Here is a 13,999-nt window from a genome sequence, read left to right on the forward strand (position 1 = left end):
TCTAACAATTTGAAGCTTTAAAGACATACTGTAATCGCGTTGGGTGCGTTTTACATAATTTATGTTTTCTTCCATAACGATCTTTTTTGTGTATCGCTATTTCAGGACGGGACATAGTGCATGAATAAAAAACTCCAAACGAAAGTTTGGAGTTTTTTTATGATATAAAATAGATGAACTAAATTACATATTCATCAGCAATACTTAATGCCTGAGAAATAATGGCTAAACCTTCATCAATTTGTTCTTCATTTATCATTAAAGGTGGAGCAATAAAAATATAACCCCAACGCACAAAGGTGTACAATCCTAGTTCTCTTAATTTTGCACCCACTTTATTCATCACTTCCATTTCGGCAGTATTAGCGTTGAAAGGAGCCATCAATTGATACGGTTCTTTGCTTTTTACAACATCTAAACAACCCAATAATCCTTTGTTTCTAAAATCCCCTATTGAAGGGTGTTCTGCACGCATTTCGTTGATGCGTTTTTCCATATAAGCACCCATTTTAATTGTGTTTCCTATCAAGTTATCACTTTCGTAAATATTGACAACTGCCAAAGAAGCTGCCAAAGAAACCGGGTGAGAATTATAAGTCAATCCCAGCCATAAAGGAGAATCGTCGAATTTTGTGGCAATTTTATCCGAAACCATCAAGCAACCTAACGGAAGGTAAGAGGAAGTTAACCCTTTTGCCATACAAATCATATCGGGTACAATGCCGCTATGTTCAAATCCGAACCATTTTCCGGTTCTCCCAAAACCACTCATTACTTCGTCGGCAATAAATAGAATTTCATATTTTTCACATAAAGCTTTAATACCTTTTAAATATCCTTTTGGATAATGAAGACAACCCGAAGATCCGCTTTCCCCTTCGAAAATAAAGGCCGCAATAGTATGACCGCCTTCATAACGAATAATTCTTTCTACAGAATCCAAACTCCATTTTAATCTCGTTTCTTCATCTTGATCGCTTAAACCATAAAAATCATAAGGATCATCAAGGTGAAAAATATTAGTCGATTGTTGTGCGTCCGTATATTGTTTTCTGGGATCACCACCCACAGACATACTCGCGGATGAATTTCCGTGAAAGCCTCTGTATCTTCCGAATATTTTATGTTTTCCGGTGTATAAACGGGCTAATTTTATAGCATTTTCAATTGATGAAGCACCACAAAGTGTAAAAAAAGCTTTGTTTAAATCTCCAGGACAAATGGACGCTAATTTTTTAGCTAATTTGGCTCGGATTTCTGTGGTGCAAGAAGGCGTCACGTAACTTACTTTTTGCATTTGTTCGACTACGGCATCTGTAACACGCTGGTCGCCATGACCTATATTTACTGACATTAATCCGCTGGAGAAATCAATAATTCTTTTGCCGCCTGTTTCATATAAATAAACGCCTTCGGCTCTTTCGATTGGAATAGGATTTACATTTTTTTGGGCAACCCAAGTAAACAAGCTGTATTGTTTACTATCACTTATTATTTGTTCTTTAGTCAACATGAGTTATTTATATAGTTTTAGTTTATTTTACAACAAGGTCATAGCTGTAAAGATATTCGTCTCTTTTGAACCCCATTTTGTGATAGAGTCTTTGTGCTGTACTGTTGTTTTTTGCGGTTCTCAATCGAATTAAATCGGAGTCTAATTCTTTTGCTAAATCAACAGTTTTTAGAATTAATTGTTCTCCAATTCCTTTTTTTCGAATAGTAGCATCAACGAATAAATCATTTAAAATCAGTATTTTATTTAATGCCAAAGAAGAGAACGTGACATAGATTAAAGTAAATCCTATGGCTTTTTCTATATTATCTTCATCAAAAGCTAAAAAAACAATAGCTTCATTATTCTCTAATCGTTCTTTTAAATACGTTTTGTGTTTTTCGGGATCAGATGGTTTTTTATAGAAAACCAAATATTGATCAAACAATGGCGTCAATTGATCCAAATCTTGTAAAGTAGCTTTTCGTATCATAATTGTTTATTTTTAAATGGTTTGTCATTAAAAATACAAATTATTATTTAGTTTCCATCCTCTTCTTCTTTGGGGAGTCCACATAACTTCTTGAATTAAGGATTTAACTCATCCAGTTGGTACCCGCTTCAGGATTCCATTTGGTTGTCGTTTTCTTTTCTTTGGTAAAAAATCCAATAGCACTTTTTCCTGTAATATCTCCTGAACCAAATCTTGATTCATTCCATCCGCCAAAACCAAAAGGTTCTCTGGGAACGGGAACACCAATATTTACACCACACATTCCTGCTGAAGCATTTTCAGTAACATAATTTGCTAAACCGCCGCTTTGTGTAAATACGGAACAGGCGTTTCCATAAGGATTTGCATTTTCAATTGTCAAAGCTTCGTCAATCGTGTTAACGCGAACAATAGTAAGAACTGGTCCAAAGATTTCTTCTTTCGCAATTTTCATATCGGCAGTCGCGTAGTCAATAATCGTTGGTCCGACATAGAAACCGTTTTCTTTCCCAGGAACTATGGTATTTCTACCATCCAAAATGATTTTGGCGCCTTGTTGTTCGGCTTCGGTGATATAGAATTCAATTTTTTCTTTGGCTGCTTTCGAAATCACAGCACCCAATGTTGTTCCGCATTGAATTTTATTGGCATCATCGATTAATTTGTCTAGAATAGCATCGCAATTTCCTACTGCTATTAAAGTAGCCGCTGCCATACATCGTTGTCCTGCGCAACCACTCATGGAAGCCACAATATTTGATGAAGCCATATCTGGATGTGCATCCGGAAGAAGAATGATATGGTTTTTGGCTCCGCCAAGTGCTAAAACCTGTTTCAAATTATGACTGGCTCTTTGGTATACTATTTTTGCCACTTTAGTAGAACCAACAAAAGTGATGGCTTTGATATCCGGATGATCACACAAATTCTCAACAGTTGATTGTGTGCCATTTATGATATTAAATAAACCATCAGGAAGTCCAGCTTCTTTCAATAATTTTGCGGTATATTGACTGCTGATTGGTACGGCTTCGGATGGTTTCAAAATGAAAGCATTTCCTAATGCAATGGCATTTACAATGGTCCAATGCGGAACCATAGTTGGAAAATTAAAAGGAACAATCGAAGCCACAATTCCTAATGGTAATTTAGTAGAAGAACAATAAACTCCCTTGCTGACTTCCATATTTTCTCCATTTACAAATTGTGGCAATGAGCAGGCAAATTCGGTCAGTTCAATTGCTTTGTCAATTTCGGCTTTGGCTTCCCCGTGTATTTTTCCGTTTTCACGGTAAATAATTTCGGTTAATTCAGTACTGTTTTGTTCCAGTAATTGTTTGTATTTATAGAAAACTTGCACGCGTTCTTTTAAGGTAACTTTTTGCCAGGCTTTTTGTGCTTTTTGAGCAAAACCGATAATTTCATTCAAATCTTCCATAGTAGATTCATTGAAAGTAGTCAATTCATTTCCGTCTAAAGGGGATATAACTGTATGAATTTTGCTGGAGCTGCCAGACTTAAAAGCTCCATTTATAAAGTTTTTTACTTCATCAAATGCCATGATTTTACTTTTTTAGTTTTTCAAATATACACTTTTTATCAAAAAAAACAATAATATTTTTTGTGAGTGTTGAAAATATTGTTAGATTTACAAAATAATAACCTAATTGTTAATTTATTTACAACACGTATTTAAATTAGTTTTAAGTTTAAGTTTAAAACTAACCAATTTAAATTATTCTATTAACCAAAAACAAAATCAATGAAATCAATCTCAACTATTATTGGAGTAGCCTTACTTTTTCTGGCGGTACTTTGTTATTTTATCAATTGGCATGCTTTAGTTCCTGCGTTTACTGTATTAGGAGTTGCAATAATGACAAGAAAAGCATTGGAACCTTTAATTATTGGTTGTGCTGTGGGATTTGTTTTATTGGCAATGCAAGGTGGATCCAAAGAATTTTTTCCTGAAGGAGAAGGGATGATTTTTCCATTGAATATGTTTGATGGTATGTTTTCCTCCATTTCTAGAGATGCACATGACCAAGGATTAATATGGGTGATTTTAGTTTGTATATTATATGGTGCATTTGTACAATTATTAGTGGCTTCCGGTGGAATTAATGCAGTTGGGAAATATTCTGAAAATCATGTTAAAAATAAAAAACAGTCGCTCATTATGACTTATTTTCTAAGTTTTTTCTTTTTCTTGGATGATTACTTAAGTGCATTGTCTATTGGTAATACGATGAGACCTATTACAGATAAATTTGGTGTTTCAAGAGAAAAATTAGCCTTGGTTTTGAGTTTTGTTTGTGTACCGTTGACTATAATATTTCCAATTTCGACTTGGACTATTTTTTATGGAACTCAAATAGCGTCTATTGAAGGAGGTGTTTTAAATAGTGCAGGAAAAGTTATAACAAGTCCCATTGAAGCATTTTTAGGAACAATTCCTTATAATTTTTCGGCGTGGATTTCTTTAATTCTAGGGGCATTAGTAGTGTTTCAGTTAATCCCGGACTCAAAAGCAATAAAGGAAGCGGAGGCAAGTGTAAAAGTAATTGATGTTGATGTTATAAAAGTTAAGAAAAAACCAGCCAAAGAAGGGAAGCTAGTCTATTTTATTTTGCCTTTAGTTATTTTAATTTGGTGTACCATTTTTCCTTATCCGTATGATTCAGAATATTGGGGTAGTGTAACTTTTTCTTCTGAATCAATTTTCAGTAGTATCGACGCACTTCGTGGAATAGCCACCGCTTGTGTTTTTACGTACTTGTTTTATTTAGTATTAGGGGTAATTAAATTCAATAAAATATCAAACAACTTCGTTAAAGGGATGGAATCAATCACTTTCGTATTAGTGGTTTTAGGAATGACCTATTTATTGAAAGATGTTCAAAATGGATTGGGCTTTAATGAATTTGTAGCAGAGAAATTACAAGGAATTAGTTGGTTGAATAGTGCGACACTTCCTTTTGTTGTTTTTGCATTAGTGGCATGGATTTGTTGGGCTACAGGTTCAAACTGGGGAATATATGCGATTTTAGTTCCAACTACTGCTATTTTATCACGGACAATAGGAGCTGATTTTTGGCTAACCCAAGGAGCGTTGGCTTCTGGAACTGTTTGGGGAGCTGCAGCTTGTTTCTTCTCAGATAATAGAGTTCTTACGGCACAATCTTGTAAAATAGATATGATGAAACATGGTATTTCACAATTTCCATATCAGTTAGTAATATTTGGAATATCATCCATAATGTATTTGATAGCAGGGTTTATTTTATAATGTAATTTGATAGTATGATTAAAAAAGACATTTTAAACAATGAGTTTCATGTGAGAAATGCAACGGTAGAAGATGCTGTTCAGATGGAGTATGTGCAAAAACAGTGTTATCCCACTTTGCATGAATTAGAATTAATGAACAGGAATCATTTTATCAATCATATTAAAATTTTTCCTGAAGGTCAGATAGTAGTCGAAAAAGATGGAATTGTTGTTGGTTCAGCAAGTACTATGAGAAGTTTTTTTCCAATTGCAGATAAAACCTATTTAGAAACTACTGATAATTTATGGATAACGAATGCGCATGTACCCGATGGTGATTGGATGTACGGAATAGATATGGGAGTCTTGCCAGAATATAGAGGTTTGGGGCTTTCAAGAGAGATGTATTTAGTAAGGCAAGAAGTTTGCAAATCACTTGGATTGAAAGGTCAAATAATAGCAGGAATGACTATTGGTTATGGCAGAGTAAAAGATAAAATGACAATTGAGGAGTATTGTTATACATTGGAGATTAAGAAATTTACTGATCCAACCGTAACACCTCAAAAGAAAGCGGGATTCAGGTGGATAAAGCCACTTTACAATCATATTAATGATCCTGAAGCTGGATATGCTAGTATACTGATGTATTTTCCAGTTGATGTTGATTATAAAATATAGGATTCTATCTGAAATAGAATTGTATTAATTAATTAGAATTAAATCGATGATAAATAGAAAAATTTTAAACGATAAATTTATAATAAGAAATGCAATTCTTGATGATGTTATTGAAATGGAATATGTTCAATCACAATGTTATCCAACGTTACATCAATCGGAGATATTGGACAGGAATCATTTTGCGAATCATATTAAAATATTTCCAGAAGGTCAAGTTGTAGTGGAAAAAGAAGGAAAGATTGTAGCTTCAGCAAGTACTTTCAGATGCAATTTCCCGGAACACGACAGTACTTTTTTGGAAGAAACAGATAATTTATGGCTTACTAATGTTCAAATACCGGATGGCGATTGGATGTACGGCATTGATATGGGCGTGTTGCCTGAATACAGAGGTTTAGGACTTTCTAAAGAAATGTATAAAGCGCGGCATGAGGTGTGTAAAATACTTGGAATCAAAGGACAAATTATTGCAGGAATGACTATTGGTTACGGAAAAGTAAAAGATAAAATGACCATTGTAGAATATTGTGAAGCATTGGAGAAAAAAGAATTTACGGATCCAACCATTACACCGCAACGAAATGCAGGGTTTAGATGGATAAGAATTTTATACAATTACATCAATGACCCAGAAGCGGGATATGCCAGTATTTTAATGTACTATCCGGTCGATGAAAATTATAGTTTATAATTTCTCTGTAAAAAGAAGAATAACAAGTTAGATTAAAATTCAGAATATAATTAAATAAAAAAAAATGGGAACTCAAATTAAAAAAGTATCAGAAATTCCTGGACCAAAGAGCAAAGAAATGTTAGCAAGAAGAGCAGCTGCTTTACCTGCCGGTTTAGGAAAATCTACCGAAGTGGTTGTTGAAAAGGCTGAAGGCGCTTTAGTGTGGGATGTAGATGGGAATCAATTGATTGATTTTGCTGGAGGAATTGGGATGGTAAATTTGGGTCACAGACCTCAAGTAGTTGTTGATGCCATAAAAGACCAAATGGATAAATACCTTCATACGGGTGCATTGGTAACTACTTTTGAACCGTATTTAGAGTTTGCAGAATTACTTAATAAAATTATTCCGGGAGATTTTCCTAAGAAAACATTATTGGCTTGTTCCGGATCTGAGGCGGTAGAAAATGCAGTACAAATTGCAAGATATTATACGAAGCGACCTGCAGTTATTTGTTTTGAAGGAGCCTATCACGGTAGAACTTTACTGACATTGAGTTTAACCAGTAAATACGCTTTATTTAAAAAAGGGTTTGGTAGTTATGCACAGGATATTTATCGTTTTCATTCTCCAAATGTATATCGCAAACCGGATAATTTTACGGAAGAAGAATATATAGATTTTTGTATCGAACGTTTCGACCAGAACTTAATTTCACATGTAGATCCATCATCAGTTGCAGCAATTATTATCGAACCTGTTCAAGGTGAAGGTGGTTTTATTCCTGTCCCAAAACGTTTCTTGGAAAAAATCAGAAAAGTTTGTGATGAACATGGTATTGTTTTTATTGCCGATGAGGTTCAGGCTGGAGCAGGAAGAACTGGAAAATTCCTTTCTATTGAACATAGCGGAGTAATTCCGGATATGGTAACAATGGCTAAATCGATAGGTTCTGGATTGCCAATTAGTGCTGTAACCGGAAGAGCAGAAATGATGGATGCTCCTCATTTAGGTGGAGTTGGAGGAACATATTCGGGAAGTCCAATTGCTGTGGTTGCTGCACTTGCTACTGTGAAACAAATTAACACACCGGAATTTTTAGAAAAATCAGTTCATGTGGGAGATGCTATCAGAACACGATTAAATACAATGGCAGATAAGTTTTCTTGTATTGGTGATGTTCGTGGAATAGGAGCGATGCTGGTAGTTGAATTTGTAAAAGATAAAAAAACCAAAGAGCCTGATATGGATTTTGCAATGGCAGTAATCAAAAAATCAGTCGCAAATGGATTGATTTTAATCAGAGCAGGATTGTACACCAATTGTATTCGTTTTTTACCTCCAATTGTTATTACTGACGAACAATTGCATGAAGGATTGGATGTAATTGAAAATGCAATCCAAGAAGTGTTGAACGAAAGAAAATAATTTAGACGAAAGTCTAAAAGTCGAAAGTCATAAAGACTAGTTCGATATTTAGACTTTATGATATTAGACTTTATGACTTTTAAACTGATATATAATGCCAATATTATTACTATGGATCCTGCTTTTGCAAAAGCGGATTCCATGGTAATTAACCATTTGGGGAAAATTGAAGCCATAGGAACGGAAACTGAATTACGAAATCAATTTGGTTCTTTTTCCAATGAATTTGATTTTAATGGACAAACAGTTGTTCCGGGGTTAAATGATGCGCATATTCATGTTTGGAAAATTGGACATCTTCGCACCTACATGTTGGATGTTCGGGGTGTGAAATCGATTGTGGAATTCAAAAGATTATTAAAAGAGTTTGCCGATAAAAATCCGAATTCCGAATGGATTATGGCTCGTGGAATTAATGAAATGGTACTGGAAGAAAAACGGTTGCCAACCAAAGAAGATTTAGACGAAATTATTTCTGACAGACCTGTTTTTGTAATTAGAACTTGTGCTCATATTGGAATTGCCAATTCAAAAGCCATAGCAATTTCAGAAGTTGATGAAGCTACTGAAGTTCCTTTTGGAGGAGAAATTCGTAAAAATCAAGATGGAAGTCTGCAAGGTATTTTTACCGAAAGAGCTTTGGGATTAATCATGAATACTATTCCTCCATTTACTTTCGAAGAATATAAAAACATGATTCTGGAAGCGCATCAATATTTGTTGACTTTGGGAATTACAAGCGCTACTGATCCGGCTGCAAATGAGGAATTATTGGCAGCTTACATTAAATTAGACCAAGAAGGATTATTGAAAGTGCGAATGAATGTTTTTCCGCTTAGAATTCCAGACGGAAGCGATGAAATTCAGGTTTTACCGGAACAATATGAATCGGAATTTTTACAAATAAAGACCGTGAAGTTTTTTTCTGATGGTGGCTTGAGTTCGGCTACAGCAGCATTGAATGTTCCGTATAAAAATACTGACGGTTATAAAGGCGTTTTGAGATTGGATTATGATAAGTTTTTTCAAACAGCCAAAGAAGCTGTTGAAAAAGGATTCTCGGTTGCCACACATGCGATTGGGCATCAAGCGGTTGATTTGACTTTGAAGGTGTATCGTGATTTGTTCAAAATGGATAATACTTTAAAACACAGGATTGAGCATGTTGGGTTTTTATCAAATGAAAATATAAAAGATTTTAAACACATGAATATGACAGCAGCGATGCAACCCATTTTCATTTACGAATTGGCAAACAATTTCAAAAGCACTTTGCCGGAAGAATTATTAGATGTGGTTTATCCATGCAAAACGGTTTTGGATAACGGAATAAATTTAGCCTTATCTACCGATGGTCCCGTGGTAAAAGAGATTAATCCTTGGGTTAATATGGAAACGGCGGTAACTCGAAAAGCGATGGATGGCTTTGTCATTGGCGAAAGCCAGAAAATAACTTTTGAGGAAGCATTACGCGCTTACACTGTAGGAAGTGCGATTGCGGATAATTTAGAAAATATAAAAGGAAGTCTTTCCACAGGGAAATATGCCGATTTTATTGTATTGAATAAAAATCCATTTAAATTAGACGATGTTTCTAACGTTGAAGCCAATGAAACTTGGGTAAATGGAGAATTAAAATATAAAAAATAGTAGAAAATCATACGTTATCAGGGTTTTAAACTGTGAAACCGTTTTAAAAAAAAATAAAAAATGAGTGCATTAGATGATGAATTAGATTACCAAATATTGAAACTTCTTCAAAAAGACGGCAGAATGTCGTTTACTGAAATTTCTAAAGAAATTAATGTAGCTGTGAGTACCATTAGACACCGTTATATTAACTTAATTGAAGATGGGACTTTGCAAATTATTGGTAGAGTCGATCCTAATAAAATTGGTTTTAATGCTTATGCAAGTGTTTTGATTTCGGTTAAACCAAAATCATACATGAAAACCATTTTTGAGGAATTAGCAAAGTTGCCTGAAATTAGTTTCTTGGCTTCTGTTTCGGGGGATTATGATATTGAAGCCAATATTATGTGTCGGGATATGGAGCATTTGAATGAATTATTAGGAGATAAAATTCATGCGATGGAAGGTGTTTTTGATACCAAAACAAATATGTATATGAAAATTTACAAATTCGCGCAACCCGATTTAGAATTAGCAAAATTATCAAGCAAGCAAAATGAATAATACAGATAAATTATACGAAAGAAGAAAAAAAAGTGTTCCAAACGCTTTGGGAATTTTCAATCCATCCAGCATTCAATCTGCCAAAGGAGCCATTATTATTGACGCCGATGGCAGAGAATTGATTGATTTTGCAGGAGGAATTGGGGTAAATAATGCAGGACACGGTGTACCCGAAATTATTGAAGCAATTCAAAAACAAGCTGAGAAGTTTATTCATGCTTCTTTCAATGTTTCTGTTTACGAACAATATTTAGACTTAACGGAAAAGTTGTGTGAGATTTTGCCACACGGTGAATCTACTAAAGCAATGCTAACTTTATCTGGTGCTGAATCAGTAGAAAATGCCATTAAAATTGCTCGTGCCGTAACTGGGAAATCAGGAATTATATGTTACGACGGTTCCTTTCACGGACGTACGATGATGGCGATGACTTTGACATCCAATGTGAAATACAAAGAAGGTGCCGGACCTTATGCTCCTGAAGTATATCGTCTTGAATTTCCGTATTACAAACCGAGTATGAGCGCCAGAATGACTGAAGCCGAATTCGATGATTTGATGATTATGAAGTTGCATAAAACTTTTTCGTCAACCGTTTCAGTAAGTCAAACCGCTGCAATTATCTTGGAATTAGTACAAGGTGAAGGTGGTTTTACCGTTGCTTCTAAAAAATATGTTCAATACCTGCGTAAATTCTGTACCGAAAATAATATTTTCTTGATTTTTGATGAGGTACAATCTGGTTTTGGTCGTACCGGAAAATGGGCTGCTTTTGAACATTATGGAGTGACTCCAGATTTGTCGACTTGGGCAAAATCTATGGGTGGGGGAATGCCTATTGGTGCTGTTATTGGAAAACAGGAAATTATGGATGCTGTTAAATCGGGACTTATCGGTGGGACGTATTTAGGAAATCCATTGAGTTGCGTGGCTTCATTAGCAAGTATCAATTACATGCAAAAAAATAATATCAATGCTGCTGGTGAAAAAGTGGGCAAGATAGTTCGTGATAGATTCAATCAGTTGCAGGCAAAATATCCTAAAAATATTACTGATGTCCGTGGATTGGGAGCTATGTTGGCTATAGAATTTTTTAATCCAGAAACTAAAATGCCTGATGGTGATGCCACAAAAGCCATTGTCAATAAATGTTTAGAGAAAGGATTGATTGTAATCACTTCTGGAACCTACGGAAATTGCATCCGAATTTTAAGTCCATTATTTATAGAAGATGAAATTTTAGAAAAAGGTTTATCTATTTTGCAACAAACAATAGAAGAAATACTATCATGAGAAAGCATAATTATGGTAGTATAGATCATATTATACTAATAATATTAAAAATAAAATTTTAACCATTTAAGAAATATAAGTTCATTTAAGTTGAACAGTTAATAACTCTACATTATATGTCCTTATATCCCTTATATGGTTGGTCTATTTTAATATGTTTTTCAATCTCTTTAAGCTTTAAATGAAAATATAAGTTTAAAATACTTTAAATAATAGAATATTAATAAATAGGGAGCTATGTTTTTTGTGTTATCCAATAACAAAAAAATCAAAGCCAAAAACTAAATTTTTTTAAATGAGAAAGCAATATATAAATGGAGCATGGTGCGACGCAATTGATGGCGCAACTTGGGATGTACAAAGTCCGGCTACCGAAGAAATAATTGATAAAGTCCCTTTTGGAAATACTGCTGATTGTACGTTAGCCATTGCAGCCGCTGATGCTTCTTTCAAAGAATGGAAAAGTACGACACCTTATTTTAGAGCTGAAATATTAAAAAAAGCAGCTAATTATATTCGGACAAATGTAGAAGCTTTTGCAAAAGAAACTTCGTTGGAGACGGGAAAACCAATGCTGGAATCAAGAGGAGAATGGCAAGTTTCGGCTAATCTTTTCGAATGGTTTGCTGAAGAAGGAAAAAGAAATTACGGACGAGTAGTTCCTACGAATAGAGCCGATAAAAGAGCGATGGTCATTTATCAGCCAGTAGGAGTTGTGGGAGTGATTACGGCTTGGAATTTTCCGGCTTACAATCCGGCACGTGCTGTTGCAGCTGCTTTGGCCGCTGGTTGTAGTGTGGTGATGAGAGGTTCGGAATTTACGCCATTATCGAGTTTTAATTTGGCTACAGCCATACACGAAGCCGGAATTCCTAAAGGAGTTTTTAATTTAATCAACACAGAACCAGTTTCTACCGGAACTGAAATGATTGATAATCCTTTATTGACAAAAATAAGCTTTACAGGAAGTACCCGAGTGGGGAAAATATTAATGGATGGCGCTTCAAAAACGGCAACTAAATTGTCTTTGGAATTAGGCGGAAATGCGCCAGTAATTATCGATAAAGATGTAGATGTTACCGTAATTGCTCATCAAGCCTTGGTTGCAAAATTGAGAAATTGCGGTCAGGTTTGTGTTTCGCCACAACGGTTTTATGTTCATACAGACATTTTTGAGCAATTCACTGCTATTGTGAAGGATGATATTTCAAAATTGAAAACAGGAATTAACGGTGGTGATGTCGATTTTCTTGGTCCGCTTATCAATAAAAAACAACAGGAACATTCCTTGGCTATGCTAGAAAAAGCGAAAAGCGAAGGAGCAATAATTCATATTGGCGGAGAACCTGCTGAAAAAGGGTTTTTTGTGCATCCTGCTTTGATTGAAGCGCGACAAAGTCAATCTTTTATCAAAACGGAAATGTTTGGACCATTGATGATTGTTATTCCTTTTGAAACAAAAGAACAAGTTATCGAATGGGCAAATGATACTGAATACGGCTTAGCTTCCTATGCTTTTACCAATCACATAAAAACTGCTAATTTCTATGCCGAAAATCTTGAATTTGGAATGGTTGGAATTAATGAATGGGCCCCTCAAGGTACTGAATTGCCATTTTCAGGTTGGAAAAGTAGTGGAATAGGCCATGAATCCGGTTCAGAAGGATTGAAAGAATATATGGAATTGAAACTAATCAGTTATGGGAATATGAGCTAACAAAAAGCAAATTCCAAAAAACAAATATTTTCCTTTTCGTCTCTTTTGGAGAGGGTTGCGGTGAGGATTTAAATCGTTAATGAATATGAAAAAAGAAATTTTAGGTAAATACACGTTGCAAACGCCTTTGCCGGAACATGCCAAACAGCAAGCGGAATTACAGGAAATTGTTTTTCCTACTTTGTCTGCTGAAGAATTAATTACTGAAGATAAATATAAAAGGCATTTGGAGATTTTTCCAGAGGGACAATTTATTGTTTTGGATGGTGATAATGTAATCGCTTCTTGCACAACTTTGCTTCAAAATTACCACAAAGGACATCATACTTTTTTGGATATTTCCGATGATTTATGGTTGGGAACACACGACCCTAAAGCGGATTGGATTTATGGGTTGGATGTTTCTGTTCATCCGGATTACCAAGGAAAAGGTATTGGAAGAGAAATTTATAATGCCCGTCAGGATGTTGCCAAAGCTTTAGGTTGCAAAGGACAAATGACGGCTGGGATGCCTATTGGTTATGACAAAGTAAAAGATCAAATGACTATTGCGGAATATTGTGATAAATTGATAAAAGGTGAAATTATTGACCCAACTGTTACGGCTCAAACCAAATGCGGATTCATTCTGGTGGAACCTTTGTTTGATTATTTAGATGATCCTAGAAGCGGAAATTGTTCGGTGTTGATGTATTGGCCTTTGGAACCAAACACTAAATTAAGCGAGAACCATTAAGAGTAATCAGTGTTC

Annotated in this window: 12 protein-coding genes; 9 read left to right on the forward strand and 3 right to left on the reverse strand. The window is 35.0% G+C overall.

The window, feature by feature from the left end; all coding sequences use genetic code 11:
- Positions 1–178: 178 nt before the first annotated feature.
- The 3 genes from ACM55I_RS15045 to mmsA form a co-directional block, all read right to left on the reverse strand.
- On the reverse strand, positions 179–1,513 hold the full coding sequence (locus ACM55I_RS15045; protein ID WP_416847663.1) for an aminotransferase family protein: 1,335 nt from the start codon (positions 1,511–1,513) through the stop codon (positions 179–181).
- A gap of 22 nt (positions 1,514–1,535) precedes the next feature.
- Positions 1,536–1,985 carry a GNAT family N-acetyltransferase gene (locus ACM55I_RS15050; RefSeq protein ID WP_416847664.1) on the reverse strand — a complete coding sequence of 150 codons (450 nt, stop codon included), beginning with the start codon at positions 1,983–1,985 and terminating at the stop codon, positions 1,536–1,538.
- A 103-nt stretch (positions 1,986–2,088) separates the two neighbouring features.
- Positions 2,089–3,546, reverse strand: coding sequence for a CoA-acylating methylmalonate-semialdehyde dehydrogenase (gene mmsA / locus ACM55I_RS15055; protein WP_416847665.1), 1,458 nt, complete (start codon positions 3,544–3,546; stop codon positions 2,089–2,091).
- Positions 3,547–3,747: 201 nt separating this feature from the next.
- Here mmsA and ACM55I_RS15060 point away from each other — a divergent pair, with 201 nt between their 5' ends.
- From ACM55I_RS15060 to ACM55I_RS15100, 9 genes are all read left to right on the forward strand, one after another.
- Positions 3,748–5,274 (forward strand): Na+/H+ antiporter NhaC family protein, encoded by a 1,527-nt coding sequence (locus ACM55I_RS15060; protein ID WP_416847666.1) that lies wholly within the window; start codon positions 3,748–3,750, stop codon positions 5,272–5,274.
- Between the two features lie 14 nt (positions 5,275–5,288).
- Positions 5,289–5,936, forward strand: coding sequence for a GNAT family N-acetyltransferase (locus tag ACM55I_RS15065; protein WP_416847667.1), 648 nt, complete (start codon positions 5,289–5,291; stop codon positions 5,934–5,936).
- 46 nt (positions 5,937–5,982) lie between these two features.
- Positions 5,983–6,630 carry a GNAT family N-acetyltransferase gene (locus ACM55I_RS15070; protein WP_416847668.1) on the forward strand — a complete coding sequence of 216 codons (648 nt, stop codon included), beginning with the start codon at positions 5,983–5,985 and terminating at the stop codon, positions 6,628–6,630.
- A gap of 64 nt (positions 6,631–6,694) precedes the next feature.
- Positions 6,695–8,041, forward strand: coding sequence for an aspartate aminotransferase family protein (locus ACM55I_RS15075; RefSeq protein ID WP_416847669.1), 1,347 nt, complete (start codon positions 6,695–6,697; stop codon positions 8,039–8,041).
- Positions 8,042–8,098: 57 nt separating this feature from the next.
- On the forward strand, positions 8,099–9,691 hold the full coding sequence (locus ACM55I_RS15080; protein ID WP_416847670.1) for an amidohydrolase: 1,593 nt from the start codon (positions 8,099–8,101) through the stop codon (positions 9,689–9,691).
- Between the two features lie 60 nt (positions 9,692–9,751).
- On the forward strand, positions 9,752–10,237 hold the full coding sequence (locus ACM55I_RS15085; protein WP_039109557.1) for an Lrp/AsnC family transcriptional regulator: 486 nt from the start codon (positions 9,752–9,754) through the stop codon (positions 10,235–10,237).
- A complete protein-coding gene (locus ACM55I_RS15090; protein WP_416847671.1) occupies positions 10,230–11,531 on the forward strand; it encodes an aspartate aminotransferase family protein in 1,302 nt (433 codons plus the stop codon). The genes ACM55I_RS15085 and ACM55I_RS15090 overlap by 8 nt, the downstream gene beginning before the upstream one ends.
- Before the next feature lie 295 nt (positions 11,532–11,826).
- Positions 11,827–13,248, forward strand: a complete 1,422-nt coding sequence (locus ACM55I_RS15095) for an aldehyde dehydrogenase family protein (protein WP_416847672.1) — start codon at positions 11,827–11,829, stop codon at positions 13,246–13,248.
- Between the two features lie 85 nt (positions 13,249–13,333).
- Positions 13,334–13,984, forward strand: coding sequence for a GNAT family N-acetyltransferase (locus ACM55I_RS15100; protein WP_416847673.1), 651 nt, complete (start codon positions 13,334–13,336; stop codon positions 13,982–13,984).
- The last annotated feature ends 15 nt before the right edge of the window (positions 13,985–13,999 follow it).

It is taken from the genome of Flavobacterium algoris, assembly GCF_048158525.1.
GTDB lineage: Bacteria > Bacteroidota > Bacteroidia > Flavobacteriales > Flavobacteriaceae > Flavobacterium > Flavobacterium algoris.

Bases quoted from the DNA above. Each gene is read 5' to 3' on its own strand.
- ACM55I_RS15070 (WP_416847668.1), top strand. From the start codon at position 5,983: ATGATAAATAGAAAAATTTTAAACGATAAATTTATAATAAGAAATGCA.
- mmsA (WP_416847665.1), bottom strand. From the start codon at position 3,546: ATGGCATTTGATGAAGTAAAAAACTTTATAAATGGAGCTTTTAAGTCT.
- ACM55I_RS15075 (WP_416847669.1), top strand. From the start codon at position 6,695: ATGGGAACTCAAATTAAAAAAGTATCAGAAATTCCTGGACCAAAGAGC.
- ACM55I_RS15090 (WP_416847671.1), top strand. From the start codon at position 10,230: ATGAATAATACAGATAAATTATACGAAAGAAGAAAAAAAAGTGTTCCA.
- ACM55I_RS15050 (WP_416847664.1), bottom strand. From the start codon at position 1,985: ATGATACGAAAAGCTACTTTACAAGATTTGGATCAATTGACGCCATTG.
- ACM55I_RS15065 (WP_416847667.1), top strand. From the start codon at position 5,289: ATGATTAAAAAAGACATTTTAAACAATGAGTTTCATGTGAGAAATGCA.
- ACM55I_RS15085 (WP_039109557.1), top strand. From the start codon at position 9,752: ATGAGTGCATTAGATGATGAATTAGATTACCAAATATTGAAACTTCTT.
- ACM55I_RS15095 (WP_416847672.1), top strand. From the start codon at position 11,827: ATGAGAAAGCAATATATAAATGGAGCATGGTGCGACGCAATTGATGGC.
- ACM55I_RS15060 (WP_416847666.1), top strand. From the start codon at position 3,748: ATGAAATCAATCTCAACTATTATTGGAGTAGCCTTACTTTTTCTGGCG.
- ACM55I_RS15045 (WP_416847663.1), bottom strand. From the start codon at position 1,513: ATGTTGACTAAAGAACAAATAATAAGTGATAGTAAACAATACAGCTTG.
- ACM55I_RS15100 (WP_416847673.1), top strand. From the start codon at position 13,334: ATGAAAAAAGAAATTTTAGGTAAATACACGTTGCAAACGCCTTTGCCG.
- ACM55I_RS15080 (WP_416847670.1), top strand. From the start codon at position 8,099: ATGATATTAGACTTTATGACTTTTAAACTGATATATAATGCCAATATT.